This window comes from Arthrobacter sp. 10N410 (assembly GCF_056394945.1).
On sequence record NZ_JBFTIP010000001.1, the window covers coordinates 793225 to 819888 of the forward strand.

The following is a 26664-nucleotide window of genomic DNA, read 5'->3' on the forward strand; positions in this document are numbered from 1 at the left end:
CCGATGGCCACCGACGCCGCCACTGACACCAACCCCGGCTCCAACACCTCTGCTGCTCCCGCGCCGACGGCCGTGGTGGTGGGCGGCGGCATCTCCGGCCTGCTCGCCGCCCGGGAGCTGGCGCGGGCTGGCGTCCGGACCACGGTGCTGGAAGCATCGGGCGACTGGGGCGGCTGCGTGGGCAGCCATGTGGTGGCCGGCCTGACCCTGGACAGCGGCGCCGAATCCTTCGCCACCCGGTCCGCCGCGGTGGCCGGCCTGGCCGAAGAGCTCGGCCTCGGCGCGCAGATCGTTCCGCCCAACCCCGGCGGCGCCTGGGTCCAACTGCCGGAGGGGCCGCGGGAATTGCCGAAGACCGGGGTGCTGGGCATTCCCGCCAACCCCTGGGACCCCGAAGTCCGGCGTTCCCTTGGCCTGCTCGGATCCCTGCGCGCCTCGCTCGACGCACTGCTGCCGGCTTCCATGGGGACCGCTGCCGAGGCCACAAGCGTGGCGGCCCTGGTCCGCGCCCGGATGGGCCGACGCGTGCTGGAGCGGCTGGTGGCGCCGGTGGTCGGCGGCGTGCACTCGGCCGACCCGGCCCTGCTTGACGTGGACATGGTGGCGCCCGGATTGCGCGCCGGAATCCGCACGCACGGCTCCCTCGCCGCCGCCGTGGCCGCGCAGCGCCGGGGGGCTGGACCCCGGCCGGGCGCGCCGGGGTCCAGCGCTCCCGCGCCCGGTGCCCAGCAGCCTGGGCTGCAGAAGGCGGGCTCCGCCGTGGCCGGCCTCCGCGGCGGGATGCACACCCTCGTCGCTGCCCTCCTCACCGAGCTGCGCGGGCTGGACGTGGCCCTGCTCAGCGGCACCCGGGTAGGCGCGGTGCAGCGCATCCCGGGCGGCTGGCGGGCCACCGCGGGCCAGGCCACCTTCGACGCCGGGCGGCTAATCGTGGCGGTTGAGGGCCCGGCGGCGGTCTCGCTGCTCGCCGGCACGCTGCCGGCATTGGCGGCCCTCCGTCCGGACGCGGGACCCGACGTGCGGCTCGTGACGCTGGTGCTGGACAGTCCCGCCCTCGACGCCGCACCGCGCGGCACCGGAGTGCTCGTGGCCCCGCAAAGCCCCGGCATCCGCGCGAAGGCCCTCACCCACGCGACCGCCAAGTGGGCCTGGCTGGCCGAACGGACGGCGCCCGGCCGGCACGTCCTCCGGCTCTCCTACGGACGCGGCGCGAACGTGCCGGACGCCGCGGCGGCCCCGGAGCCCCGGAGCGACGAGGAGTTGTTCGACGCCGCGCTGCAGGACGCCGCCGCGCTGCTCGCCGTCCCGCTGGCCCGGACCGACGTCGTCGGCTGGGACGTGGTGCGATGGTCCGGCGCGCTGCCCTTCGCCGCACTCGGCCACAAGCGGCGGGTCGAGCAGGTTCGGCAACTTTGCGCGGCGGAAGGTGGCCTCGCCGTCGTCGGGGGCTGGCTGTCCGGAAACGGCCTCGCCGCCATCGTCGCCGACACCCCCAAACAGGTGGCCGCCCTGCTTCCCTGAAGCCTGCCCCGGCGCCGGATGGGCGGCCCCGGCACGGTGCCCGGTAGCCGGAAAGTAGGCGTTTGGGCAAATTTTCCACGCCGGCGTTCTCCGGCTAGGGTCGATGACCATGGTTATGCACAGGTCCGAAGTTCCAGAAACGCCGGCCGGTCACCATGGGGGACTCCGACGCGGCACGGCAGTGGCAGCACTCGGAGCGGTACTGGCTCTCACCGCAGGGGTTCCTGCCACCCAGGCTGCCACCCCGACGCCCAGCCCGGACGGCCCGTCAGCCTCGATTTCCGTCGGCATCGACGACCTGATCGGCGGCCTGGTGGAATCCCCGACGCCGTCGCCCTCGCCGACCTCAGACTCCGGCAGCCCGGACCCCACCGAAAGCACGGCCCCGCCGACGTCGACCGCACCGGATCCGACCGAGACGCCGGAGCAGCGGGCTTCCCGGCAGGCCTCCGAGCGGGCCACGGCGCCGGGAACCTCGGTTCCGCCACCGGTGCCCGCAGCCCCGCAGCCGGCAGCCGGCCAGCCCTCCGGAACCCAGCAGGCCCCGGCCCCGGTCCAGACGCCCGCGAACGACACTCCCGCGGGTGCCGCTCCCGGTGTTGCGGCTGGTACGCCGGCGGCAACGCCGAGCGGCCCGCCCAGGTCCGCCACCACGATGTCCGCTGCCAAGCAGGCTCCCACCGCCGCGCCCCGGTCCGGCGACAAGATGCAGGCTGCCTCCTCCGTTGAACCGTCCCCCTCCGCCCTGGTCGGCTGGGGGATCTGCCTGCTCGCGGTGTCGCTGGGAGCAGGCGTCGTGGCCCTACGGATGCGCAAGATCTAAGGGACGTCCGAACCACCCGGCTGTGAAATTGAGCACTTCTACGCGTTGTAGAAGTGCTCTATTTCGACTTAGCTCGGGGGAGGGGGCAGACTGGTATCCATGAGCCACACTTCTGCCGAATCTGTCACTAAAACCGGAACAGCAGCCGAGGAATCGACCGAGCAGTTCTTCACGCTCTGGACGGTTTTCAAGCGCTCCGCCGATGTCCTGCGCAGCGGCGACGCGGCCGAGGACTTCGACGCACTCATCGAACGGCTGGCCGAGGACGGCGTCGTCCACCGCGGCAGCTACGACGTGTCCGCGATGCGGGCCGACGCCGACATCATGATCTGGCTGCACGGCCCCCGGGCCGAAGCGCTGCAGCGCGCCGTGCGCGACATCCGGCGTAGCAAGCTCTTCACGGGGACTGAGATCGCCTGGTCCGCGATGGGCGTCCACCGCGAGGCCGAGTTCGCCAAGAACCACACGCCGGCCTTCTCCCGCGGCGTGGAACCGGCCGAATGGCTCTGCGTCTACCCCTTCGTGCGCTCCTACGAGTGGTACCTGCTCCCGGACGCCGAGCGCGGCGCGATGCTGCGGGACCACGGCCTGCTGGGCCGGGACTTCCCGCAGGTCATCTCCAACACCGTTTCCTCCTTCGCCCTGGGCGACTGGGAGTGGATCCTGGGCCTCGAAGCCCCGGAGCTGGTGGACCTCGTGGACCTGATGCGCCACCTGCGCTCCACCGAGGCCCGCCACCATGTTCGCGAAGAAGTCCCGTTCTACACCGGCCGCCGCGTCAGCGCCGTCGAGATTGCCGAGGTCCTCGCATGAGCCCGCTCGATCCGCAGGATCCCACGGCCACCGCCGTGAACCCCGTCACCGAGGCCGGCCGGATGGCCCCCAAGGACTACGACGCCGTGCTGCTGGCCTCCTTCGGCGGTCCCGAAGGCCAGGAAGACGTCATCCCGTTCCTGCGCAACGTCACCCGCGGCCGCGGCATCCCGGACGAACGGCTCGAAGAGGTCTCGCACCACTACCGCGCCAACGGCGGCATCAGCCCGATCAACCAGCAGAACCGCGAGCTCAAGGCCGCCATGGAGAAGGAGCTCGCCACCCGGGGCATCGGCCTGCCGGTCTTCTGGGGCAACCGCAACTGGGATCCCTACATCCCGCAGACCCTGCAGGAGATCTACGACGCCGGGCACCGCAAGGTCCTGATGATCACCACCAGCGCCTACTCCTGCTACTCCAGCTGCCGGCAGTACCGTGAAGACATCGGCATGGCGCTCACCGAGACCGGGCTGGACGGCAAGCTCGAGGTGGACAAGGTGCGCCAGTACTTCGACCACCCGGGCTTCGTGGAGCCTTTCGTCGAGGGCACCGCCGCCGGCCTCGCCGACGTCCGCGCCAAGCTGGCCGCGGCCGGCACCCCTGACGCGCCGGTGCACATCCTCTTCGCGACCCATTCGATTCCGACCCGCGACGCCGAAGCCGCCGGCCGCTCCGAGGGCGAGCCGCGCCACTTCGAACAGGACTCCGCCTATGTGGCCCAGCACCTGGCCACCGGCACCGAGGTCATCCGCCGGGTCGAAGCCGAAACCGGCCTGACCGCCCCCTGGTCCCTCGTGTACCAGTCCCGGTCCGGGGCCCCGCACGTGCCGTGGCTCGAACCCGACATCAACGACGCCATCGAGGAGCTCGCCGGCCAGGGCGTCAAGGGCGTCGTGATCGTGCCGCTGGGCTTCGTCAGCGACCACATGGAAGTCGTCTGGGACCTCGACACCGAGGCCTTGGAAACCTGCGGCAAGCTGGGCCTCGCGGCCACCCGCGTTCCGACGCCCGGGACGCACCGCAAATTCGTTGCCGGGATCGTGGACCTGATCAGCGAGCGGACGGCGGCAAACAACATCGCCGACCGGCCGCACCTGACCAAGCTCGGCCCCTGGTACGACGTCTGCCGCCCCGGCTGCTGCGCCAACTTCCGCGGCGAAAAGCCCACCATCGCGGGCGCGGACACCACCGTCGGGACAGGGCATGATCCCTACCCGGCAGGAGCATCCGCGGCTGCGGATGAGGCGGTCCCGGCAGCAGGCCAGGCCACGCCGTGACCGTACGGATCGGCACCCGGGCCAGCAAACTTGCCCTCACCCAGACCCAGCAGACTGCGGACCAGCTGGCCGCCGTCGGAGGGTTTCCGGTGGAACTCGTCCACATCCGCACCGACGGCGACGTCCTGACCGGCCCGCTGTCCCAGATGGGTGGCACCGGCGTGTTCGTGGCGGCGCTGCGCGACGCCCTGCTGCGGGACGCGTGCGACGTCGCGGTCCATTCGCTCAAGGACCTGCCCACCGGCGCTGCCCTGGGCCTGACCCTCGCGGCGACGCCCAAGCGCGTGGACGTCCGGGACGTGCTCTGCGCCCGGGACGGGCTCACGCTGGCCCAGCTGCCGGCCGGCGCCACCGTCGGTACCGGCTCCCCGCGCCGGGCCGCACAGTTGCGCGCCGCACGGCCGGACCTCGACATCCGGGACATCCGCGGCAACGTGGACACCCGCCTGGGCCGCGTGCCGGGCCTGCCGGGCAACAAAACAGGCGCCGTCGTCGAAGGCAAGTCCGGCGACCTCGACGCCGTCGTGCTCGCCGCTGCCGGCCTGCACCGGATCGGCCGGCTGGACGCGGTCAGCGAATACCTCGACACCGAGGTGATGCTCCCGGCCGCCGGCCAGGGTTCGCTCGCGATCGAATGCCGCAGCTCCGACGCGCCGCGCAAGGCCGGGTCCACCGAGGGCTCCCAGGGCGTGCTCGCCCAGGCCCTCGCAGCCCTGGACGACCCGGACACCCGGCTGGCCGTCACCGCCGAACGCGCGCTGCTGGCCCGGCTGGAGGCCGGCTGCGCCGCGCCGGTGGGCGCCTACGCCTACCGCAAGGGCAGCATGCTGCACCTCGAGGCCGTTGTCTGTGCCGTGGACGGCACCGCGACGGTCCGGGACAAGAAGGCCACCGACGGGCTGACCGAGGTCGGCGCCACCCTGCTGGGAATCGAACTGGCCGAGGCGCTGCTGGCGGCCGGTGCTGCCGACATCGCCGACCTGGCCGCTTCCTGAGCCGGACGGATTCTCACCTGATGGGACGCCGCAGCGCCAGCCGCCGGCCGGACGGGGGCGCCGGGCCCCGGGTGCTCGAGGGCGCCCGGGTCCTGGTCACCCGCAACCCGGACCGTGCCGGTGCCTTGGTCTCCGCGCTCCGCGAGACCGGCGCCGAGCCGCTGCTGCTGCCGCTCATCGACTTCGAGCGCGCCGCCGACCAGCACTCGCTGGACGTGGCCTTCGACGCGCTCGGCGCCGGCGCCTACTCATGGCTGGTGGTCAGCAGCGTGACCACGGTCCAGGTCCTGGAAGCCAAGGCGGCCGAACGCGGTGCGGCCCTCAGCGCGTGGCTTCCGGGCAGCCTGCAGGTGGCCGCCGTCGGCCCGGCCACCCGCCGCATGCTTGAAGGCCTGGACATCGCAGTGGACCTCGCGCCCGCCGGCCAGCAGTCCGGCGCGGGATTGCTCGACATCTGGCCCCGCGGCCACGGCAGCGTCCTGCTGCCGCAGGCCGACATCGCCGACCCGCGGCTCCGCCGGGGGCTGGAGGCCCGCGGCGCCTCGGTCCAGGCCGTCACCGCCTACCAGACCGTCGATTTCCCCGCGGACCCGCGACGCAGCCTGGCCGCCGCCCCCGACCCCCAGGGGCACGACGCCGCGGTCCTGACCGTGGCCGACGCGAAAGCCGCGATCGACGCCGGAACGCTGCACGCCGTCGTCGCGGCCTCACCGAGCGCCGCCCGCCGCGTCCACACCGGGCTGTCGCCGCTGGGCGGCTGCCAGCTCGTCGCGATCGGACGCTCGACGGCGGCCGAGGCCCTGGCCCTCGGACTCCCGGTCGCCGCCGTTGCCGAGGAGCCCACCGCCTCCGGACTCGTCGCCGCCGTTATCCGGGCCCTGGATCCGGCAACCCCCACTCCCCATCCCGACCCCGAGCAGACTGTGAAGGACCAGACATGAGCTTCCCGACCCACCGCCCCCGCCGGCTCCGCACCACCCCCGCGATGCGGCGGCTGACGGCCGAACACCGCCTCTCGGCTGCCGAACTCATCCTCCCGGCCTTCATCCGCGAGGGCCTCTCCGAGCCGAACCCGATCGCCTCGATGCCCGGCGTGCAGCAGCACACGACCGACTCGCTCAAGCGCGCCGCCGCCGAGGCCGTGCAGCTGGGCGTGGGCGGCATCATGCTCTTCGGCATTCCGGCCGAACGGGACGCCCGCGGCACCGCCTCGCTGGACCCCGAGGGCGTGCTGAACAAGGCCATCCGGGATGTGAAGGCCGAGGTCGGCGACGAACTGGTCGTCATGAGCGACGTCTGCCTCGACGAATTCACCGACCACGGCCACTGCGGCGTCCTGGACGCGCAAGGCTACGTCGACAACGACGCGACCCTGGAGATCTACGGGCAGATGGCCGTGGCGCAGGCCGAGGCCGGCGCGCACGTGCTCGGCCCCTCAGGCATGATGGACGGCCAGATCGCCGTGATCCGGCAGGCCTTGGAGGAGGCCGGACACGCCAACACCGCCGTCGTGGCCTACGCCGCCAAGTACGCCTCCGCCTTCTACGGCCCGTTCCGCGAAGCCGTCGACTCGCAGCTCACCGGGGACCGGCGCACTTACCAGATGGACGCCGCCAACCGCCGCGAAGCGATCCTCGAAGTGGAACTGGACCTCGAGGAGGGCGCCGACATGGTGATGGTGAAACCAGCCATGAGCTACCTCGACATCCTGGCCGACGTCGCCGCGATGAGCCCGGTGCCCGTGGCCGCCTACCAGATCTCCGGTGAATACTCGATGATCGAGGCCGCCGCCGCGAACGGCTGGATCGACCGCCGCGCCGCGATCACCGAATCCGTGCTCGGCATCAAACGGGCCGGGGCCAACATGGTCCTGACCTACTGGGCCAGCGAACTCGCCGGCTGGCTGAAGGAGACCCGATGAGCCCCGCGGAAGCGCCGGACCCGGCATCGGGAGCCAACCCGACCGCGCCGGTCGGCCCGGACAAGATCCTGCTCGGCTTGAACACCTTCGGCGACGTCGGGGTGTTCCCGGACGGGCACCCGGTCCCGCACGCCCAGGTGCTGCGGCAACTGCTGGAACAGGCCGAACTCGCGGACCAGGTGGGCCTGCACGCCTTCGGGGTGGGGGAGCACCACCGCCGCGACTTCGCCGTCTCCGCGCCCGAGGTCTTCCTCGCCGCCGCCGCGGCCCGGACCAAGAAGATCCGGCTCGGCTCCGCCGTCACCGTTCTCAGCTCCGATGACCCGATCCGGGTATTCCAGCGTTTCGCCACCGTGGACGCCATCTCCAACGGCCGGGCCGAGGTCATGCTGGGCCGCGGTTCCTTCGTGGAGTCCTTCCCGCTGTTCGGACTGGACCTGGCCGACTACGAGGTCCTGTTCGAGGAGAAGCTTGAGCTCTTCGACAAGGTCCGGGCCCAGAAACCGATCAAATGGGAGGGCCGGACGCGCCGGGCCATCAACGGGCTCAGCGTCTACCCGCCGCTCGAACACCACCTGCTGCCGGCCTGGATCGGCGTCGGCGGCACCCCGGAATCGGTGCTGCGCTGCGCCGAATACGGCTACCCGATCATCTTCGCCATCATCGGCGGCCAGCCACGGTCCTTCGGTCCGCTGGCCGGGCTCTACCGCGAGGCCATGGCCAAATACGGCCACCCGATGCAGCAGGTGGCCACGCATTCGCCCGGCCACGTGGCGGCCACGGATGAGGACGCGCGGGAGGAGTTCTTCCCGCACTGGCTGGGCCAGCGCAACCAGCTCGGCGCCGAACGCGGCTGGGGTCCGGGCAGCCGCGACGAATTCGACCACCTGTGCAGCCCCGAGGGTGCGCTCTACGTCGGCTCGCCGGACACGGTGGCCGCGAAGATCGCCCTGCTCAAGCGGAACCTGGGCGTGGACCGCTTCGACCTCAAATACAGCAACGGCACGCTCCCGCATACCGCCATGATGCGCTCCATCGAGCTGTTCGGCACCGAAGTGGCGCCGCGTGTGGCCGCCCAGCTGGCCGGCGGGGTGCCTGCCAGTGACCGGGCCCTGTGAGAGCGACCTGTGAGAACCACTGAGAGAATAGGAACCATGACTTCCAGCCACCCTCGCAACGAGGAACTCTTCGACCGCGCCCGCCGCCTGATGCCGGGCGGCGTGAACTCGCCGGTCCGGGCCTTCGGCTCGGTGGGCGGCACACCCCGCTTTATGGTCTCCGCCACGGGCCCCTACCTCACCGACGCCGACGGCGCCGAGTACGTGGACCTCGTCTGCTCCTGGGGGCCGGCGCTGCTGGGCCACGCCCACCCGGCTGTCCTCGCGGCCGTGCACGCCGCCGTCGACCGCGGGCTGTCCTTCGGCGCCTCGACCCCGGACGAGGCCAACCTTGCCGCAATCGTCCAGGAACGCGTCCCGGCGGCCGAGCGCGTCCGGATGGTCTCCACCGGCACCGAGGCGACCATGACCGCGATCCGGCTGGCCCGCGGCTACACCGGCCGGAACCTCGTGATCAAGTTCGCCGGCTGCTACCACGGCCACCTCGACGGCCTCCTCGCCGCCGCCGGTTCCGGGCTCGCCACACTCGCGCTGCCCGGCTCGGCAGGCGTCACCGCCGCCACGGCCGCCGAAACCCTCGTGCTGCCCTACAACGACCTCGCCGCGGTCGAAGCCGCCTTCGCCAAACACGGCGACAGCATCGCGGCCGTCATCACCGAGGCCGCGCCGGCCAACATGGGCGTGGTCACCCCGGGCGAGGGCTTCAACGCCGGCCTGGCCCGGATCACCCGCGAACACGGCGCCCTGCTGATCCTCGACGAGGTCCTCACCGGGTTCCGCACCGGCTACTCCGGCTACTGGGGACTCACCGGCGGGGCGGCCGACGCCGCCGAGCCCTGGGCCCCGGACCTGCTGACCTTCGGCAAGGTCATCGGCGGGGGCATGCCGACGGCGGCCCTCGGCGGCCGCGCCGAGGTCATGGACTACCTCGCCCCGGTGGGCCCGGTCTACCAGGCCGGGACCCTCTCGGGGAACCCGGTGGCGATGGCTGCCGGCGTCGCCACCCTCACCCACGCGACACCCGAGGTCTACTCGTTCGTCGACGCCCGCTCGCTGGAACTCTCCGGCGCCCTGTCTTCGGCGCTCGACGCGGCAGGGGTGGACCACTCCATCCAGCGCGCCGGGAACCTGTTCTCGGTGGCCTTCGGCACCTCGGCCCGCGGCGTCCATAACTACGACGACGCGCAGGGCCAGGAGGTCTTCCGCTACGCGCCGTTCTTCCACTCGATGCTGGACTCCGGGGTGTACCTGCCGCCGTCGGTGTTCGAGGCCTGGTTCCTCTCCGCCGCGCACGACGACGCCGCGATGAACCGGATCTTCGAGGCCCTGCCGGCTGCCGCCCGGGCCGCCGCGGCGGCGCGAGCCTAGGAGCAGGGCGCAGGCCCAGCGAGCCGGCGGCGGCCGTCGCCGTCGTCGCCCTTTTAAACACTTTCGGCACCCGCCGCAGCGGGTGCCGAAAGTTGTTAACGCTGGTCCGGGCCTAGAAGGCCGGGGTCACGTCGCCGTTGGGCCATTCCTTCTCGATGAAGGCCTTGACCTCGGGGGAGTGCAGCAGCTCATCAAGCTTCTTGATGCGCACGTCGTCCTTGGAGTCCTCACGCCAGGCCAGGAAGTTGGCGTAGGGGTTGTTGTCCACGGATTCCACCGCGAGGGCGTTCTTGGTGCTCAGCCCGGCCTTGAGGATGAAGTTGCCGTTGATCAGGGCCAGATCCACCGAGGGGTCCTTGAGGTCGTTGATCAGCAGTTCCGGCTGGTTCTCGGAGAACTTCAGCTTCTTGGGATTCTGTTCGTCGCTGAGCGTCAGTACCGAGGTGTCGTCCTTGATGTCCTTGACCAGACCGGCGACCTGGAGGACCTTGAGGGCCCGGACCTGGTTGGACGGGTCGTTCGTGATGGCGACCTTGGCTCCGTCCTGGATGTCCTTGATGTCCTTGACCTTTTCCGAGAACGCGGCGTAGGGCTCGATGTGCACGCCGGCGCCGTGGCCGAACTTGTAGCCCTTGGTCTTGACCTGGTCCTCGAACCAGGGCAGGTGCTGGTAGAAGTTGGCGTCCAGGGAGCCGTCGCTCAGCGCGGTGTTCGGCGTCTGGTAGTCCTCGATCTCCTTGATCTCCAGTTTGAGGCCGGCCTTGGGGGCGAGCTCCTGGTTGATGAATTCGAGGATCTTGGCGTGCGGGACCGGGCTGGCGCCGACCTTGAGGGTGGCGGGCTTAGCCGGATCCAGGGTCGTGACCTGGGCGCTGGGGGTGGAAGAACCACCGCAAGCCGTCAGCGCCAGGGCAGTGACAATGCCGGTGGCCAAGAGGGTGAGTGACTTACGCATCGGATGCGTTCCTTTCGAAATAGGCGGAAAACACGACGGCGGTGCCGTGGTCCGCGCAGATGCAGAGGGCGGCTACCCGCTGCAAGGCTGGGGTGGTTGTTTGTCGGGTCAGCGGTGGTCGAGGCCGCGGGAAATCCGCTCGCCCACGAGTTGGATGACCTGGACGAGGACGACGATCAGGACGATGGTGACGATCATGACCGTGACGTCGAAGCGCTGGAAGCCGTAGTTGTAGGCCAGCTTGCCGAGGCCGCCGCCGCCGACGAGGCCGGCCATCGCGGAGTAGCCCACGAGGGTCACCACCGTGGTGGTGGCGGCCGCGACGAGGGCTGGCAGGGATTCGCGCAGCATCACCTTGCTGATGACCTGCATGTTGGTGGACCCCATCACCTGGGCGGCGTCGATCTTGCCGTGGTGCACATCGCGCAGGCAGGATTCGACGAGCCGGGCGAAGAAGGGGATGGTACCGATGGACAGCGACACCGACGCTGCAATCGGGCCAAGGCTCGTCCCGGTCAGGGCGCGGGCCAGCGGGATGAGCGCCACCATCAGGATGGCGAACGGGATAGACCGGGTGATGTTGACGATCACGTCGCTGAGGATCCGGTTGGTGACGGGCATCGGGCGCAGTCCGCCGGGGGCCGTGACGTGCAGGAAGACGCCCAGCGGCAGGCCGATCAGCACGGTGAAGAAGGCCGAGATGCCGACCATCTGCAGGGTCTCCACGATTGCCTCGGGGAGGGCCCTGGCGAGTACGGGGTTGCTGAAGATGTCGTTCATTAGTTGGCTCCTTCTTCCGCCGGAGCAGCATCGGCGGCGACGCGCTTGGCGCTGATGCCCCGCTCGTGCAGGTAGTGGAGGACGGCGTCGAAATCGGCGTTTTCGGCGAGCTGCACCCGGAGGTGCCCGAACTGCTGGCCGCCGAGGGTCTCGACGCTGCCGGCGAGGACGTTAAGGTCCATGTCGAAGTGCCGGGCGACGCCGGTCAGGACGGGTTCTTTGGCGCTCTCGCCGGAGAAGAGGATCTCCAGGACCGGCCCGCGCTGCAGCGCGCCGTGCAGGGGCTCCGACGGCGGCAGCGGAAGCAGGGCCCGGGCCAGCTTGCTGTCCAGCTCGCCGGCCACGTCCTGCAGGGCGCCGTGTTCGATGATGCGGCCCCGGGAGAGCAGGGACACCGAGTCGCAGACCCGCTTCACGACGTTCATCTCGTGCGTGATGATCAGCACGGTCAGCTGCAGCCGCCGGGTCAGGTCCTGGATCAGGTCCAGGATTTCCTCAGTGGTGGCAGGGTCCAGGGCCGAGGTGGGCTCGTCGCAGAGCAGCACCTCGGGGTCCGAAGCGAGGGCCCGCGCGATCCCTACGCGCTGGCGCTGGCCGCCGGAGAGCTGGGACGGGTAGGCGTTCTCGAAGCCTTCGAGCCCCACGAGCTTGAGGAGCTCGGCAACCCGGGTCCGGATCTTGTCCTTGGGGGTCTTGACGAGTTCCAGCGGGTGCGCCACGTTGCCGGCCGCGGTCCGGGAGTCCATCAGGTTCGCGTGCTGGAAAACCATGCCGATGCGCCGCCGCGCAGCACGGATCTCCGAATCCCGCACGGAGCTCAGCTCGGTGCCGTCGATGCTGACGGACCCGGCGGTGGGGCGGTCCAGCAGGGTCAGGCAGCGCACCAGCGTCGACTTGCCGGCGCCGGAGTGTCCGATGATGCCGTGGATCGAGCCCTTCGGCACGGAGAGCGTGACGCCGTCGAGCGCTACCACTTCCTTTTTGCCCTGCCGGTAGACCTTGCGAAGGTCGGTAACTGTGATCATTTATCCCTTGGCGGTTGGGGTCTGGGCGCGACATAACACACGCCCTGTTCTGAACTAAATTATGTCAGCGGCGCCAAAGGCCATCCACTTGCGCATTTAGTTCGTCACAAAGTGCCATCGGGTGCAGATAATTTCGTCCTGAAGGTCGATGGGCGCGGGAGGAAACCGGCAGCCGTCCCGCGGCCAAATCCCTGAGGGCGCCAGGAGCCGCCGGCAGGGGCAACCGCCGCTGTGATCTCAGTCCCAGTAGCTTGCCGGTCCCGTGCCGGTCCCGTGCCGGTGGCCCGCGCTCAGGGCTAGAAGTCGCCCCGGCTGGCATCTTCCGGCGGCAGAACCGGCCAGTCGCCCTCAATCACGGCCGCGGGCTTGGTCTTGCGCAGGTAGCTCTGGAAATCCGCGGCCTGGGCCGACGCCCACTCGACCTGGAGCTGGTGCAGGTGGCTGGCCGGCATCCGGAGCTTGGGAAACTTCCCGGCCATGGCATCCAGCATCCGCAGCGTGGCCAGCGCATCGGCCGCGGAGGTGTGCGCATTGTCGAGGCTGACGCCGTACTCCTCGCACAGCGCGGTCAGGGTGCGCTTGCCCTTGCGGTACCGGTCCACCTGCTTGTTCATGATGAACGGGTCCAGCACGGGAAAGCGGCTCAGCTGGGGCACGCCGTAGCGGGCCGACTCGGCGGCGAGCACGGTGAAGTCATAGCTGGCGTTGAAGGCAATGACCGGTACGCCGGTGTCGAACAGCTCCTGCAGCACGGCCGCCAGCTCCCGGGTCACCTCGGCCGCAGGCCGGCCGTCACGGCGGGCCTGCTCGGTGGTGACGCCGTGGATGTCGCTCGCCTCGGTGGGGATCTCCACCCCGGGATCGGCCAGCCACTCGTGCTCCTTGATGACCGAGCCGTCGGCGTCCACCACGGTCACCGATGCCGTCACGATCCTCGCAGCGCGGGAATTCCGCCCGGTGGTTTCCAGGTCGAAGGCTGCGCGGGGGAGGGTGTGCCAGGTGCTCATGCTTCAACGCTACCTGTTGCCGCTGACAGTTTTTTGCACCGCCGTGCAGTGCCTTGCGGTGCCGTGCCGGGACCGGCGGCAGCCGGCACCGGTAACCTTGGTCCATGCGGACGGAGTATGTGGAGGCGGTACTGGAGCTCGCAGCGATGGTTCCGGCGGGCACCGCCGTCGCCTACGGGGACGTCGCCGAACTCCTGGGCGCGGGCGGCCCCCGCCAGGTCGGCTCCGTAATGAGCCACCACGGCAGCGCCGTTCCCTGGTGGCGGATCCTCAAAGCCAACGGAGACGCCCCGCCCGGCCACGAGCGGGAAGCCCTGGCCTTCTACCTCGCCGAAGGGACACCGCTGCTGGGCAGCTACCAGGAATACGAGCGCACCGGCGAGGGCCGCTGGCGGGTCGACCTGATGGCGGCCCGGTGGGCGCCGTCCGAGCCGGACTTCGAGCAGATCGACGCCATCGCCGAGCGCCTCGAACGGGAGCTGCATAAATTGTCTGTCCCCAATGATGAAATGTCTGTGTGAGTAGCCCCAGCCGGACCGCCCCCAACAAAGCCGCCCCCAACAAAGCCGCCCCCACCAAGACCGACCCCAAAAAAGCCGTGCCCGGCCAGACGGGCCTCCGGCTGCTGCCGCCCCGGACGCAGCACAGCGCCGTCCCGGTACTGTCCCCGGACCAGCGGGACGCCGTCGACGTCGCGCACGGCTCCGGACCCGTCCTGGTGCCCGGCGCGCCGGGCACCGGCAAGTCCACGGTCCTGGTCGAGGCCGCCGTCCGCAGGGCCCAGCGCGACGGCCTGGACCCGGAACGGATGCTGATCTTGGCCCCCGGCCGGCTGGCCGCCGATGCGCTGCGCGACCGGTTCACCGCGCGCCTGGACCGCAGCCTGAGCACGACGCCGGCCCGCACCTGGGCGTCGTACGCCTTCGACCTGATCCGGCGTGCCAAGGCGGAGGGCATCCTGCCGCTGCCGCGTGCGCCGAAGCTCCTCTCCGGGCCCGAACAGGACCTGATCATCAAGGAACTCCTCGAAGGCCATGCCGAGCCCGGGCTGGAACTGCCCTGGCCAGAGGACCTGGCCGCCGCCCTGCAGACCCGCGGCTTCCGGCAGGAAGTGCGCCAGCTCTTTGACCGGATCATCGAATCCGGGCGCACCGCGCAGGACCTGGCGGCCCTCGCGCAGCGCTGCGGCCGGCCGGACTGGACCGCCGCGGCCGCCCTCTATGCCGAGTACCGCGACGTCCTTGACCTGCGAATGCCCGAATCCTTTGACCCGGCCGGGATCATCACGGCGGCACGCCAGATTTTCCAGGACGCCCCGGAATTCCTGGCCGCGGAGCGGGACCGGCTCCAGCTGATCCTCGTGGACGATATCCAGGAGGCGAACCCGGCCGTGTTCGAACTGCTCGCGGACATCGCCGCAGGCAAGGACACGCTCGTCACCTCTTCCCCGGACACCGTGGTGCAGGGATTCCGCGGGGCGCGGCCGGACCTGGTGGCCGAGCTGCCCCGGCTGCTCGCCCCGGCCGGCGGCACCGTCCTGGAGCGGCCGCTCTGGACCGCACACCGCCATACCCCGGCCGTCGCGCAGGCCTGGCAGGGCGTCGCCGAACGGATCTCGCTGCGCTCCGGCGGGACTGTGGCGCGCCGGCTGGAACACCCGAAGCCCAGCGGACAGGGCGACGGCGTCGTTGAGGCGCACCTGCTGCCGTCCCCGGTCCACGAACTGCGCTATGTGGCGCAGCGGATCCTGGAAGCCCAGCTGAATGACGGCCGGGAGCTGGGAGACATCGCGGTGATCGTGCGCAACGGCGGCCAGCTCAGCCAGCTGCAGCGCCACCTGGCCGGCCAAGGCATCCCGGTCCGGATCCCGGTGGCCGAGTCCGCGGTCCGGGACGAGGTGGCCGTGCGGCCGCTGCTGGACGCCTACGCGGTGGCGCTGGACCCTGACGTCCTTACCCCGGAAGCCGCCGTCTCGCTGCTCACCTCAAGGATCGGCGGGGCAACGTCGATCGAGCTGCGCCGGCTCCGCCAGTCACTGCGGCGTGAGGAACTCCTGGGCGGCGGCGGCCGCACCAGCGACGCGCTGCTCGTGGAAGCACTCCTGGACCCCGGCGCCCTTGCCACGCTCGGCATCGAGGGGCATTCCGCCCGCCGCGTTGCCCGGATGATCCGCGCCGGCCGGGACGCCGCCGAGGCACCGGGCGGCAACGCCGAGACCGTGCTCTGGGCGCTCTGGCATTCCACCGGACTGGCCGGCCGCTGGACCGAGGCAGCCTTGGCCGGCGGGGCGGCGGGCGCCCGCGCGGACCGCGACCTGGACGCCATGATGGCCCTGTTCCACACCGCCGAGCGGTACGTGGACCAGCTCCCGGGCTCAGGTCCGGAGCAGTTCCTTGAGTACCTGCTCAGCCAGGAACTGCCTATGGACACGCTGGCGGCCCGGGCACAGCTCGAGGACGCGGTGGAACTCATGACCCCGGCCAGCGCCGCGGGACGTGAATGGCCGGTCGTCATTGTGCCCGGCCTCCAGGAAGGCGTGTGGCCCAACACCCGGCTCCGCGGTGAACTGCTCGGCAGCACACTTTTCGCCGACGCCGTCGAACACGGTGTCGAGTACGCCCTGCAGCTCGATCCGCTGAGCCGTCTCCGCGAGATCCGCTATGACGAGCTGCGGAGCTTCTCCACCGCCGTTTCACGGGCCCGCGAAGTGCTGATCTGCACGGCGGTTTCCTCCGAGGACGAACAGCCCTCATCCTTCCTGGACTACGTTTCGCCCCTGCACCCGGACCAGGACCGGCGCGGCTTCACGCCCGTGGAGCGGCCGCTGACCCTGCGCGCGCTCGTCGCGGAACTGCGCCAGTACGCCCAGCTCGACGGCGCCCCCGCCGAGGCGGCCGAAGCCACCGCCGTGCTGGGCGCCCTCGCAGCCGCGCAGCCGGCGGTGCCCGGCGCCCACCCGGACAGCTGGTGGGGGCTGGCTCCGCTGTCGTCGACGGACCCCGTGGTGCCGCCCGGCAGTACCGTCTTCGTTTCGCCCTCCAAGGTCGAGACCGTGCAGAAGTCGCCCCTCGACTGGTTCGTCCAGGCAGCCGGCGGAGAGGCCGCAACGGATTTCGCCCGCAGCCTCGGAACCCTGGTCCATGCCATTGCCCAGGACCTCCCGGACGCCTCGGGCGGCGAGTACGTGGCCGAGCTGGTGAAACGCTGGCCCGCGCTCGGGATGAAGGACAACTGGGAGGGCAAGCTCGACTTCCAGCGGGCCGAAACCATGGTCCGCAAGCTCGCCCAGTACGTGCTGGTCATGCGGAGCGAGGGCCGGAGCCTGCTCGGCGTAGAGCAGGACTTCGAGGTGAAGCTTCCCGATCTGGAGCCCGCAGCCGTTGCCGGCGGTGAAGAGTCCTGGCCCGCGCGGCCCGCCGTGCTCCGCGGCCAGGTCGACAGGCTGGAGATCGACGCCGAAGGGCGGCTGGTCATCGTGGACCTCAAGACCGGCAAGCGCCAGCCCGGCAAGGCCGAGCTGGAACGCCATCCCCAGTTGGGCGCCTACCAGGCGGCGGTCCTGGCCGGCGGGTTTACCGGCCCGGACGACGGTCCGCCGCCGCGACCCGGCGGCGCGGTGCTGGCCCAGCTCGGCACCAGCACCAAAAGCCCCGGGGTGCAGAGCCAGCCGGCGCTGGATCCGGAAGCGAACTGGGCTCTGGAGATGGTCGGCGAGGCCGCCCGCGTCATGTCCGGCAGCACGTTTGAAGCCCGCCACGACCCCGCCAAGGGCGGGCACGGCGGCCACGGCTGCAGGCTTCCCGAAGTCTGCCCGCTGTGCGCACGCGGAAAGCAGGTCACCGAATGAGTATCGAGGCGACGACGGCGGCCGGGCCGGAGACCGCCGCGCCGGCGGACACACGGCCGAAGCCCCTGCCTGAACCGCGGTTCAGCCCGGAAGAGCTGTCCGCGATGCTGGGGGAGAAGAACAGCCCCACCGCCGAACAGTCACGGATCATCTCCTCGCCGCTGGCGCCCCGGCTTGTCATCGCCGGGGCCGGCTCCGGCAAGACCGCCACCATGGCGGACCGTGTGGTGTGGCTCGTCGCAAACGGCTGGGTCAGGCCGGAGGAAGTACTCGGCGTGACGTTCACCCGCAAGGCTGCCGGCGAGCTCGCCACCCGGATCCGGGCCAAGCTGGCCGCCTTGGCGCGGATCGCCGCGGCCGATCCGGAGCACAAGGTGTTTCCGGCCGGGCTGCTGAGCACCGACGCGCTGGAACCCAAGGTCTCCACCTACCACTCTTACGCGAGCGGCATCGTCTCGGATTACGGGCTCCGGCTCGGCGTCGAACGGGACGTTGTGCTCCTCGGCGGTGCCCAGTCCTTCCAGCTCGCGAGCGAGGTGGTGGAAGCCTTCGACGGCGACTACCAGCATTTCCGTTCCGCCAAGTCCACCCTGGTCAAGGCGGTCATCCAGCTTGCCGGGGAATGCGCGGAGCACCTGCAGGACCCCGCGCAAGTCCGGGGCTGGCTGCTGGACCGGGTGGCCGAGTTCGAGGCGCTGCCGTATGTCGCCACGGCCAAGAAGAATCCCAGCCAGGCCGCGGGGGACCTCAGCGCTTTGCTCCGGACCCGCGCCAGCGTTGCGGACATGGTGGGCCGCTATGCGGAGGCCAAACGGGCCCGCGGCGCACTGGACTTCGGTGACCTTGTGGCCCTCGCGGCCCGGGTGGCCAACGAGATCCCGGTGGCCGCGCAAACGGAACGCCAGCGCTACAAGGTGGTGCTGCTGGACGAATTCCAGGACACCTCCCACGCCCAGCTTGTCCTCTTCTCCCGCCTGTTCGGTGACGGGCACGCCGTCACCGCGGTGGGAGACCCGAACCAGTCCATCTACGGCTTCCGCGGCGCGTCCGCGGGCCAGCTCTTCCACTTCGTCCGCGAATTCCCCGTCCGGGTTGACGACGGCGGAAGTGCGCATGATTCCGGCGACGCCGGCGGCGGCCCGCCACGGTTCGCCGTCGCGCCGACGTCGTACCTCACCACCGCGTGGCGCAACGGCCGGAACATTCTCGAGGCCGCCAACGTCATTTCGGCCCCGCTCAGCAAGGCTGCGGCCCATGCCAGCGCGGCCGGTGCCCGGGACAGCGCCGACACCGTGGAGGTCCCGCCGCTGCAGCCCAGCCCCGCCGCGGTCCAGGGCCGCGTGTTGATGGGCCGCTTCGGCACGGACGAGGACGAAGCGGCGGCCATCGCCGCCGACGTGCTGAAATTCCGGCGGACCGACTTCGACGCCGGCAAGGCGGAGGAGCCCGAGCCGCCGGCGATGGCCGTACTGTGCCGCCGCCGGGCCCAGATGGAGTGCATCCGCCGCGAATTCGAGCTGCGCGGCATCCCCTACGAAATCGTGGGCCTCGGCGGGCTGCTGGACACCCCCGAAATCGTCGACCTCGTGGCGACCCTGCGGGTGCTGGCCGATCCGGGCCGCTCCGACTCGCTGATGCGGCTGCTGGCCGGCGCGCGCTGGCGGATCGGGCCTGCGGACCTGATGGCGTTCCGCGACTGGTCGAGCTTCCTGGCGCGGCGCCGCGGACGCCCCGGCAGCGACACCGACAGCGACACCGACACCGATACCGACGGCGACAGCGCCGAAACCGTCATCGAGGGCGACCTCACCGACGCCGCGAGCCTGATCGAGGCGCTGGACTGGCTGCCCCGTCCCGACTGGACGTCCGCCCACGGCCGCCGGCTGAGCCCGGACGCGCTGGAGCGGCTGCAGCGGCTCTCCGCCGAGCTCCGTCAACTGCGCAGCTTCATGGGCGATGACCTCAGCACCCTGCTGGGCGAAGTGGAACGTGCCATGCTCCTGGACATCGAAGTTGCGGCCCGGCCCGGCATCAGCATCCATCAGGCGCGGCGCAACCTGGACGCCTTCCAGGATGCTGCCGCCGGGTTCCTGCACACCTCGCAGCGGGTCGACGTGCTCGCCTTCCTGGCCTGGCTGGAAGCGGCCGCCGCCGAGGAGAACGGCCTCGACGCCGCCGCGCCGGACGTCAACCACGAGGCCGTCCAGCTGCTGACTGTCCACGCCTCCAAGGGGCTGGAATGGGACGTCGTGTTCGTTCCCGGCCTCAACGCCGGGGCGTTCCCGTCCAGCCGGGATTCGCGCTGGAGCAGCGGGTCCGCCGCGCTGCCGTGGCCGCTCCGCGGGGACCGCGCCGACCTGCCGCAGTGGGACCTGGATCAGCCGGACCAGAAAGGCTGGCTCGACGCCGAGAAGGAGTTCAAGTCCGCGGTCCAGGCCCACGGCGAAGCCGAGGAACGGCGCCTGGCCTATGTTGCCTACACCCGCGCCAAGCATGTGCTTTGGGTCTCAAGCGCAGCCTGGGTGGGCTCCCGGGCGGGCCTGGCCGAGATGTCCCCGTTCCTGGCCGAACTCGAAGGGCTCAGTGGGGCCGGCGCGGCCGAGATCCATCCGCATTCCGTCGCCGAGGAGGCCCTGCCGGAGGAAAGCCCGCTGACCTCCGAGCTGGAGCTGGCCCTGTGGCCCTACGATCCCCTGGAAGGACCAGTCCACCCGCACACCGGAGCCCGGTTGCGGCTCGTACCGGGCCGCCGGGCCGCCATGGAGGCTGCCGCGGCGCGGGTCCTGGAGCAATTGGAACAGCCCGGCGCCGGCTCGCTGCCGGCTCCCGCCGGGCCGGGAACTCCGCCCGCAGCTTCGGCGGCCGGGGCGCGCAGACTGCGCGGGCCGGCGGCCGGGTGGGCGCAGGAAGCGGCCACCCTGTTGGACCGGCGTTCCCGGCGGTCAGCCGTCCAGGAGGTGCACCTGCCGGGCCATATTTCCGCCTCCACCCTGGTGGACCTGGACGAGGATGCGGCCTCCGTGGTGGCCCGGCTGCGGCGGCCCGTCCCGCGCGAACCCGGGATGTCGGCCCGCAAGGGAACGGCCTTCCACGCCTGGGTCGAAGAATACTTCGGCACCTCCGGGATGCTGGACCTCGGCGAGGCCGCCGGCTCGGACGACCACATTGACGAGGCCTACGGCCTGGACGCCATGGTGGAGACCTTCCGCCAGTCGGAGTGGGCCCACCGGGCGCCCGCACACGTCGAGGTGCCGGTCGAAACCCGGATCGGCGACGTCGTGGTCCGCGGGCGCATCGACGCAGTCTTCCGCGACGCCGACGGCGGCTGGGACCTCGTCGACTGGAAGACCGGACGCCGGCCCTCGGCCGGCCAGCTCAAGACCAAGTCCGTGCAGCTCGCCGTCTACCGCCTGGCGTGGTCCCGGCTCAAGGGCGTCCCGCTTGAGGACGTCCGGGCAGCGTTCTACTACGTGGCAGACAACCAGGTGGTCCGCCCGCACGATCTCGGCTCCGCGGAACGGCTGGAGGAAATCGTCGCGGCGGCCCTCGGAAGGAAATCAGGCTAGCTGGCCTTAGCGACGCTCGCTCGCCGGTACCACGGTGAGCGCCGTGGTGGAGGTGTCGTCCGCAGCGGACGGCTTTGGCGGGGCCGGAACGTCGGCAACGGGTTTCCCGTCCTCCGGATCGCCGTCGGCGGCTGCCGGGCTGTCGACGGGCGTGCTGTCCTCCGGATCGCCGTCAGCGGCGGTGGCACCGGCGTCGCGAGTGCTGTCTTCCGGATCGCCGTCAGTGGCCGCCTGCGTCCCGGCGTCGTCCTGCGCCGCGCCCGGAAGCTCATCGCGGGGGATCGGCGTGACGTGGACAGCGGTCGCCATATCGCTGACGTGCTGCGGATCCTGTCCGGGCGTTGAGCCGGGGGCATCCGGGCTGATCGGCTGCACGGTCACGGCCGGCTGCGGCAGCGGCTCGACGCTGATCGGCTGGCCGCCATGTTCCGCGACGTCCTCGGCCAGCACCGCGAGCATCGACTCGGCCTCGCGGATCATGTCCTGGTCGGCCGCCGCAAGGCCCTTGACCAGGTATTGCGCCAAGGCGAACTCGGCGGACAACGCGGCGCGGCGCAGCAGATGGGCGTCGGGGGCGTCCCGGCGGCTGGACGTGTAGTGCGCAAGGACGGCGTCCACAAAGTCCTGGTCGTTGGACGCGACCAGCCACGCCATGTCGTCGGCCGGGTCGCCGATCCGCAGGTCGGTCCAGCCGGTCACGGCGGTGACCCGGTCGCCGTCGACCAGGAGGTTGTCCTCGTGCAGGTCGCCGTGCACCACGCTGGGGTTGAAACGCCAGAGCGACACGTCCTCCAGCGCGTGCTCCCAGCGGCGCAGCAGCAGGGGCGGGATCATTCCCGTGGTGGCGGCCTGATCCAGCTCGTTGAGCCGCCGCTGGCGGAACTCGTTCGGCGTGTAACTGGGCAGGTCGGCGTTGCTGACCAGAGAGTGCGGGAGGTCGTGGATGGCCGCGAGAGCGGCGCCGAGTTCCCGGGTCAGCGCGGCGGAGCCGGTGCTGAGCTCCTCCACCGAGCGCGTGGTGCCGGATAGGTGGGAGTAGACGAAGGTGCTGAGCGTGCCTTGCCGGACGGTGCCGGCCACGGTCGGCATCAGGAAGGGGAGCTCGGCGCGGATGCCGGGAGTGAACGCGCGCAGCACCAGGAACTCTGTTTCGAGCCGCGCACTGGCCTCGGCATGGCGTGGCGAGCGGACACGCCAGCGTTTGCCTTCGGAGTCCAGGAGAAGAGCGGAATCGAAGTCTGCCGGATCGTCGGGCGCGGAGCTCACGGCGGTCGGGGTCAGGCCGGGGACAGCCGCAGTCGCTACAGCTGCCAGTTCGATTGGTTTTCTTCTCACGCTTCCACGGTAGATTGAGCCGGCCCTAAGACGGCGCTGCATCACGGCGAGTCTGAAAGATCGGCCCGAAATAGCGCCTAACGGCGGCTGCTTGGGCAACCGCTCCCGCAATCGGCCGGGAGGCGGGCCCCGGAGGGCCGGCGAAAATGTCAATTGTCGGCGGGGGTCGGTACGGTGGGTACATGAGTCTTGCGGAGTCACCGGAGTCCGGTAATGCAGAAATCGATGGGCAAATTACCGGGCAAATTACCGGACAGGTTGATCCTGGATCGGTGCCCGCTGCCGGGGCCGCACCGGCGGGGGGAGCTGCGGTGGCCCGGGCCGCGGGCGACAGCCCCCCGGCCAACCAGCTGCGGGACACCGTTCTTCCGGTCCGGCCCGCGATGATTGACCGCGGCTCCGCGGCCAGGCTGAAGCCGGGCATGCTGGAGGAGCTGCTGCGTTCCGGTGGCGTGCAGGCGATGGTCCTGTCCCGGCGCCAGGCGCTGGTCAGCGGCGAGGGGCTCGTCTTCCTGGACGCGGCCGGCCTCGCCGGGCGGCTCAAGGGAACCGCGTACGCCCCGGAACAGGTGATTTACCTCGGCACCGCACTGCCCGGAGCGCGTGCGGCCGAGGGAACGCAGTACGTGCTGTTCGTCCTTCCGGAACAGTTCGAGGTCCGTGCCGAGCCGTTCGAGCCGCACGTCGAGGGCATCCCGGCGGGTGCGCAGTGGGCCGGCTTCCGCGAGGTGGCCGCCCAGCTGGACCCCACCGATACCGCCCTGTTCATTGAGGCCAGCGCCATTGCCAACTGGCACGCCACCCATACGCACTGCCCGCGGTGCGGCGCCGCCACGGTCCCGGAGGCCGGCGGCTGGGTCCGGCGCTGCCCCTCGGACAATTCCGAGCATTACCCGCGCACCGATCCGGCCATCATCGTCACGGTCGTCGGTCCGGACGACCGGCTGCTGCTGGGCGGCGGCGGCCCGCTCGACTCCCGGAACTACTCGACCCTGGCCGGGTTCGTCGAGCCCGGTGAGTCCCTCGAGCAGGCAGTGGTCCGGGAAATTGGCGAAGAGGTGGGGGTGCGGGTCACCGCATCGCAGTACCTCGGTTCCCAGTCCTGGCCCTTTCCGGCTTCGCTCATGCTCGGCTTCACCGCGACGACGGCGGACACGGAGGCCACGCCCGACGGCGTCGAGGTCACCCGGGCGCGCTGGTTCAGCCGCGCCGAGCTGCAGGAAGCGGTGCTGAGCGGCGAAATCATCATTTCCAGCCGGCTCTCGATCGCGCGGGCCCTGATTGAACACTGGTACGGGGGCGTCATCCAGGATCGCCCGGACAGTGCCTGACGTCCTCGTGACACCGTCCGGAGGCACCCCCGTGCGGCGGGTTCCACACGCCGCGGCATCCACCGCACACACTCCAACGACTGAGCAGCAGAAGTGAACACAGATATCTTCCAGTCCAGCGCCTTTCCGGCCGGACAGTCCCACGACGGCTCACCCGCCGCTGAAGCTCCGGTGCCGGACGGCCGTTCCCTCGAGGAGCGGATCCTTGGCGGCCTCGACGCCGAACAGCGCGAGGTGGCCAGCACCCTGAACGGGCCCATGTGCGTGCTCGCAGGCGCCGGCACCGGCAAGACCCGCGCCATTACGCACCGCATCGCCTACGGTGTGCACTCCGGCGTGTACAGCCCGCAGCGGCTGCTGGCCGTCACCTTCACCTCGCGGGCCGCCGCCGAAATGCGCAGCCGGCTCCGCGACCTCGGCGTCGGCAGCGTGCAGGCCCGCACCTTCCATGCCGCGGCGCTGCGCCAGCTCCAGTTTTTCTGGCCCCAGGCCGTCGGCGGCGCGCTGCCCAACCTGCTGGACCACAAGGCCCAGATGATCGCGGAGGCTGCCCGCCGGCTGCGGCTCAGCACCGACCGGGCCTCCATCCGCGATCTCGCCTCCGAAATCGAGTGGGCCAAGGTGTCCATGCTCACCCCGGCCAACTACCTGGAAAAGGCCCAGGGCCGTGGCACCCCCGGCGGTTTCGACCTGACCGCCGTCGCCCGCGTGTTCCAGTCCTATGAGGACGTCAAGACGGACCGGAACGTGATCGACTTCGAGGACGTGCTGCTGATCACCGTGGGGATCCTGCAGGAGGACCCCAAGGTCGCCGCCACCGTCCGCGAACAGTACCGGCACTTCGTGGTGGACGAATACCAGGACGTTTCGCCGCTGCAGCAGCGGCTCCTCGAGCTGTGGCTCGGCGGCCGTGACGACCTCTGCGTCGTCGGCGACGCCAGCCAGACCATCTACTCCTTCACGGGCGCCTCGCCGAAGCACCTGCTCGGCTTCAAGGCGCAGTACCCCAACGCCACGGTGGTCAAGCTGATCCGGGACTACCGTTCCACGCCGCAGGTGGTGAAGCTGGCCAACGACCTGCTCGCCGGCCGGCGCAGCGGCGGTCCCGTGGCGGACGCGGCCTGGGCCACGCCGCTGCAACTCGTGGCCCAGCGGCCGGCCGGCCCCGTGCCGCAGTTCACCGAATGTTCCGACGACGAGGCCGAGGCTGCCACCGTCGCCGTGAAGATCCGCGAACTGCTCGACGCCGGGACGCCCGCGAGCCAGATCGCGGTGTTGTTCCGCACCAACGGCCAGTCGGAGGCCTACGAACAGGCACTCGCCTCGGCCGGCATCGGCTACCAGCTCCGCGGCGGCGAACGGTTCTTCGCCCGCAAGGAAGTCCGCGACGCGATCCTGCAGCTGCGGGCCGCCACCCGCGCCGTCGCCGAGACCGCGACGCCGGAGCCCCTGGGTCAGTTGGTCCGCGACATCGTGTCCTCCCTGGGCTACACGGACGCGGCCCCGCACAGCGGCGGCGCCCTCCGGGAACGGTGGGAGTCGCTGGCAGCACTCGTGGCACTCGCCGACGAACTGGTGGTCAGCAGGGGAGCGCAGTTCAGCCTTGCCGACTTCGTGAATGAACTGCAGGAGCGCTCGCTGGCGCAACACGCTCCCACCGTCCAGGGCGTGACCCTGGCCTCGCTGCACGCCGCGAAGGGGCTGGAGTGGGAAGCCGTGTTCCTGGTCGGATTGAGCGAAGGCCTGATGCCGATCTCCTTCGCGGACACTCCCGAAGCCGTGGACGAGGAGCGCCGGCTGCTCTACGTCGGCATCACCCGCGCCAAGGAGCACCTGCACCTGTCCTGGTCCACGGCCAGGACACCGGGCGGCCGCGCCAACCGGAAACCTTCGCGGTTCCTGGACGGGCTGCGGCCCGACTCGGTCGCGAGCTCCTCCGTCCGCGGCAAGGGGGCCGCGCCGCGGCGCAAGGCGGCGGTGCCGGCGTCGTGCCGGGTCTGCGGGAGCATGCTCTCTTCCGGTGCCGAACGCAAGGTGGGCCGGTGCAGCCAGTGCCCGCCGAGCTACGAGGAACAGACTTTCGACGCGCTGCGGCAGTGGCGGAAGGAGACCGCGCTGGAGGCAGACGTCCCCGCCTTCGTGGTCTTCACCGACGCGACCCTGACCGCGATCGCCGAGGCGCGGCCGGAGTCCCTCGAACAGCTCGCCACGCTGCCGGGGGTCGGCGCGTCGAAGCTGGAAAAGTACGGCGAAGCCGTTCTGGCCGTCCTGGTCGAAAGCTCCAGCCTCTGATGGCCGGCGCCGCCAACACCAGCGTCACCCCGGTGACCACCGCCGACGGCGCTCCCGTGGAGGTGCGCCGCTCGGCCCGGCGGCGCCGCACGGTGGCCGCATTCTGGGAGAACGGCACCGCGGTGGTCGCCATCCCGGCGCATTTCAGCGGCGCCCAGGAGCGCGAATGGGTGCACCGGATGCTGGAGAAGCTCCGCCTGCAGGGCAGCCGCGGCCCCAAGGCCGCCGGCAAGCGCCGGGCGGGCAGCGACGCGGAGCTGGCGGCCCATGCGGCCGACCTTTCCGCCAAATACCTCGGCGGCCGGGCGGTCCCGACGTCGGTCCGCTGGGTGACCAACCAGAACTCACGCTGGGGTTCGGCCACGCCATCGGAGGGAACCATCAGGCTCTCCCACAAGCTGCAGCCGATGCCGCAGTGGGTCATTGACTATGTCCTGCTGCACGAGCTGGCGCACCTCCTGGTGGCCGCCCACAACGCCGCGTTCTGGCGGCTGCTGGCCGCCTACCCGGAAACCGAACGCGCCAAGGCGTTCCTGGAGGGCGTGTCCTTTGCCACCGCCCGCGGCCTGCCGGCCGACCGGGACGACGTCGACAGCGCCGATGTCGAAGACGCCGGGACCGCCGTCCGCTGACGACCCCGGGCACGGGAAAGCCCCGGCCGGAACCGAGGTTCCGGCCGGGGCTTTCCGG

Annotated in this window: 20 protein-coding genes; 15 read left to right on the plus strand and 5 right to left on the minus strand. The window is 71.0% G+C overall.

The annotated features are described in order from the left end of the window. Positions 1–3: 3 nt before the first annotated feature. From hemG to hemL, 9 genes are all read left to right on the plus strand, one after another. Positions 4–1521: a protoporphyrinogen oxidase gene (hemG, locus tag AC1DB8_RS03810; RefSeq protein ID WP_476892208.1), complete on the plus strand. Its 1518-nt coding sequence runs from the start codon at positions 4–6 to the stop codon at positions 1519–1521. Positions 1522–1702: 181 nt separating this feature from the next. Next, a complete protein-coding gene (locus tag AC1DB8_RS03815) occupies positions 1703–2344 on the plus strand; it encodes a hypothetical protein (protein WP_476892209.1) in 642 nt (213 codons plus the stop codon). 99 nt (positions 2345–2443) lie between these two features. Continuing rightward, positions 2444–3157 (plus strand): hydrogen peroxide-dependent heme synthase, encoded by a 714-nt coding sequence (gene hemQ, locus AC1DB8_RS03820; RefSeq protein WP_441417209.1) that lies wholly within the window; start codon positions 2444–2446, stop codon positions 3155–3157. Next, the gene (locus AC1DB8_RS03825) at positions 3154–4434 is read left to right on the plus strand and encodes a ferrochelatase (RefSeq protein ID WP_476892210.1); all 1281 of its coding nucleotides are present in this window, start codon (positions 3154–3156) and stop codon (positions 4432–4434) included. The genes hemQ and AC1DB8_RS03825 overlap by 4 nt, the downstream gene beginning before the upstream one ends. Then, positions 4431–5429, plus strand: coding sequence for a hydroxymethylbilane synthase (hemC, locus tag AC1DB8_RS03830; RefSeq protein WP_476892211.1), 999 nt, complete (start codon positions 4431–4433; stop codon positions 5427–5429). The genes AC1DB8_RS03825 and hemC overlap by 4 nt, the downstream gene beginning before the upstream one ends. 20 nt (positions 5430–5449) lie before the next feature. Next, positions 5450–6370 (plus strand): uroporphyrinogen-III synthase, encoded by a 921-nt coding sequence (locus tag AC1DB8_RS03835; protein WP_476892212.1) that lies wholly within the window; start codon positions 5450–5452, stop codon positions 6368–6370. Beyond that, positions 6367–7350: a porphobilinogen synthase gene (hemB, locus tag AC1DB8_RS03840; protein WP_476892213.1), complete on the plus strand. Its 984-nt coding sequence runs from the start codon at positions 6367–6369 to the stop codon at positions 7348–7350. Before AC1DB8_RS03835 ends, hemB begins: the two co-directional genes overlap by 4 nt. After that, positions 7347–8468: an LLM class flavin-dependent oxidoreductase gene (locus tag AC1DB8_RS03845; protein WP_476892214.1), complete on the plus strand. Its 1122-nt coding sequence runs from the start codon at positions 7347–7349 to the stop codon at positions 8466–8468. Before hemB ends, AC1DB8_RS03845 begins: the two co-directional genes overlap by 4 nt. A gap of 36 nt (positions 8469–8504) precedes the next feature. Then, positions 8505–9836, plus strand: coding sequence for a glutamate-1-semialdehyde 2,1-aminomutase (gene hemL, locus AC1DB8_RS03850; RefSeq protein WP_441417215.1), 1332 nt, complete (start codon positions 8505–8507; stop codon positions 9834–9836). Positions 9837–9948: 112 nt separating this feature from the next. Here the strand turns inward: hemL and AC1DB8_RS03855 are convergent, their stop codons facing one another. From AC1DB8_RS03855 to AC1DB8_RS03870, 4 genes are all read right to left on the minus strand, one after another. Next, positions 9949–10791 (minus strand): MetQ/NlpA family ABC transporter substrate-binding protein, encoded by an 843-nt coding sequence (locus AC1DB8_RS03855; protein WP_441417216.1) that lies wholly within the window; start codon positions 10789–10791, stop codon positions 9949–9951. A 108-nt stretch (positions 10792–10899) separates the two neighbouring features. Beyond that, complete coding sequence (locus AC1DB8_RS03860) at positions 10900–11571, minus strand: methionine ABC transporter permease (protein ID WP_441417217.1); 672 nt, start codon at positions 11569–11571, stop codon at positions 10900–10902. Next, positions 11571–12596: a methionine ABC transporter ATP-binding protein gene (locus AC1DB8_RS03865; RefSeq protein WP_441417218.1), complete on the minus strand. Its 1026-nt coding sequence runs from the start codon at positions 12594–12596 to the stop codon at positions 11571–11573. Before AC1DB8_RS03865 ends, AC1DB8_RS03860 begins: the two co-directional genes overlap by 1 nt. Before the next feature lie 296 nt (positions 12597–12892). Further along, complete coding sequence (locus AC1DB8_RS03870; RefSeq protein WP_441417219.1) at positions 12893–13603, minus strand: 3'-5' exonuclease; 711 nt, start codon at positions 13601–13603, stop codon at positions 12893–12895. 104 nt (positions 13604–13707) lie between these two features. On the opposite strand from AC1DB8_RS03870, the gene AC1DB8_RS03875 reads away from it, so the two are divergent. The 3 genes from AC1DB8_RS03875 to AC1DB8_RS03885 all read left to right on the plus strand — a co-directional run bounded on the left by AC1DB8_RS03875 (position 13708) and on the right by AC1DB8_RS03885 (position 21016). Continuing rightward, positions 13708–14124 carry an MGMT family protein gene (locus AC1DB8_RS03875; protein ID WP_476892215.1) on the plus strand — a complete coding sequence of 139 codons (417 nt, stop codon included), beginning with the start codon at positions 13708–13710 and terminating at the stop codon, positions 14122–14124. Between the two features lie 77 nt (positions 14125–14201). Beyond that, complete coding sequence (locus AC1DB8_RS03880; protein ID WP_476892296.1) at positions 14202–17450, plus strand: ATP-dependent helicase; 3249 nt, start codon at positions 14202–14204, stop codon at positions 17448–17450. Positions 17451–17554: 104 nt separating this feature from the next. Beyond that, the gene (locus AC1DB8_RS03885; RefSeq protein ID WP_476892297.1) at positions 17555–21016 is read left to right on the plus strand and encodes an ATP-dependent helicase; all 3462 of its coding nucleotides are present in this window, start codon (positions 17555–17557) and stop codon (positions 21014–21016) included. Between the two features lie 6 nt (positions 21017–21022). Here the strand turns inward: AC1DB8_RS03885 and AC1DB8_RS03890 are convergent, their stop codons facing one another. After that, complete coding sequence (locus AC1DB8_RS03890) at positions 21023–22351, minus strand: macrolide 2'-phosphotransferase (protein WP_476892216.1); 1329 nt, start codon at positions 22349–22351, stop codon at positions 21023–21025. A 383-nt stretch (positions 22352–22734) separates the two neighbouring features. On the opposite strand from AC1DB8_RS03890, the gene nudC reads away from it, so the two are divergent. The 3 genes from nudC (at position 22735) to AC1DB8_RS03905 (ending at position 26606) form a co-directional block, all read left to right on the plus strand. Next, a complete protein-coding gene (gene nudC, locus AC1DB8_RS03895; protein WP_476892298.1) occupies positions 22735–23682 on the plus strand; it encodes an NAD(+) diphosphatase in 948 nt (315 codons plus the stop codon). Positions 23683–23853: 171 nt separating this feature from the next. Next, complete coding sequence (locus AC1DB8_RS03900; protein WP_476892299.1) at positions 23854–25974, plus strand: ATP-dependent DNA helicase UvrD2; 2121 nt, start codon at positions 23854–23856, stop codon at positions 25972–25974. Continuing rightward, positions 25974–26606 (plus strand): M48 metallopeptidase family protein, encoded by a 633-nt coding sequence (locus AC1DB8_RS03905; protein WP_476892217.1) that lies wholly within the window; start codon positions 25974–25976, stop codon positions 26604–26606. Before AC1DB8_RS03900 ends, AC1DB8_RS03905 begins: the two co-directional genes overlap by 1 nt. Positions 26607–26664: the final 58 nt, after the last annotated feature.

What these genes read in the sequence shown, in the direction of transcription:
- hemG (WP_476892208.1), top strand. Translation starts at nt 4, where the DNA reads ATGGCCACCGACGCCGCCACTGACACCAACCCCGGCTCCAACACCTCT.
- hemQ (WP_441417209.1), top strand. Translation starts at nt 2,444, where the DNA reads ATGAGCCACACTTCTGCCGAATCTGTCACTAAAACCGGAACAGCAGCC.
- AC1DB8_RS03825 (WP_476892210.1), top strand. Translation starts at nt 3,154, where the DNA reads ATGAGCCCGCTCGATCCGCAGGATCCCACGGCCACCGCCGTGAACCCC.
- AC1DB8_RS03835 (WP_476892212.1), top strand. Translation starts at nt 5,450, where the DNA reads ATGGGACGCCGCAGCGCCAGCCGCCGGCCGGACGGGGGCGCCGGGCCC.
- hemB (WP_476892213.1), top strand. Translation starts at nt 6,367, where the DNA reads ATGAGCTTCCCGACCCACCGCCCCCGCCGGCTCCGCACCACCCCCGCG.
- AC1DB8_RS03845 (WP_476892214.1), top strand. Translation starts at nt 7,347, where the DNA reads ATGAGCCCCGCGGAAGCGCCGGACCCGGCATCGGGAGCCAACCCGACC.
- hemL (WP_441417215.1), top strand. Translation starts at nt 8,505, where the DNA reads ATGACTTCCAGCCACCCTCGCAACGAGGAACTCTTCGACCGCGCCCGC.
- AC1DB8_RS03855 (WP_441417216.1), bottom strand. Translation starts at nt 10,791, where the DNA reads ATGCGTAAGTCACTCACCCTCTTGGCCACCGGCATTGTCACTGCCCTG.
- AC1DB8_RS03860 (WP_441417217.1), bottom strand. Translation starts at nt 11,571, where the DNA reads ATGAACGACATCTTCAGCAACCCCGTACTCGCCAGGGCCCTCCCCGAG.
- AC1DB8_RS03865 (WP_441417218.1), bottom strand. Translation starts at nt 12,596, where the DNA reads ATGATCACAGTTACCGACCTTCGCAAGGTCTACCGGCAGGGCAAAAAG.
- AC1DB8_RS03870 (WP_441417219.1), bottom strand. Translation starts at nt 13,603, where the DNA reads ATGAGCACCTGGCACACCCTCCCCCGCGCAGCCTTCGACCTGGAAACC.
- AC1DB8_RS03875 (WP_476892215.1), top strand. Translation starts at nt 13,708, where the DNA reads ATGCGGACGGAGTATGTGGAGGCGGTACTGGAGCTCGCAGCGATGGTT.
- AC1DB8_RS03885 (WP_476892297.1), top strand. Translation starts at nt 17,555, where the DNA reads ATGCTGGGGGAGAAGAACAGCCCCACCGCCGAACAGTCACGGATCATC.
- nudC (WP_476892298.1), top strand. Translation starts at nt 22,735, where the DNA reads ATGATTGACCGCGGCTCCGCGGCCAGGCTGAAGCCGGGCATGCTGGAG.
- AC1DB8_RS03905 (WP_476892217.1), top strand. Translation starts at nt 25,974, where the DNA reads ATGGCCGGCGCCGCCAACACCAGCGTCACCCCGGTGACCACCGCCGAC.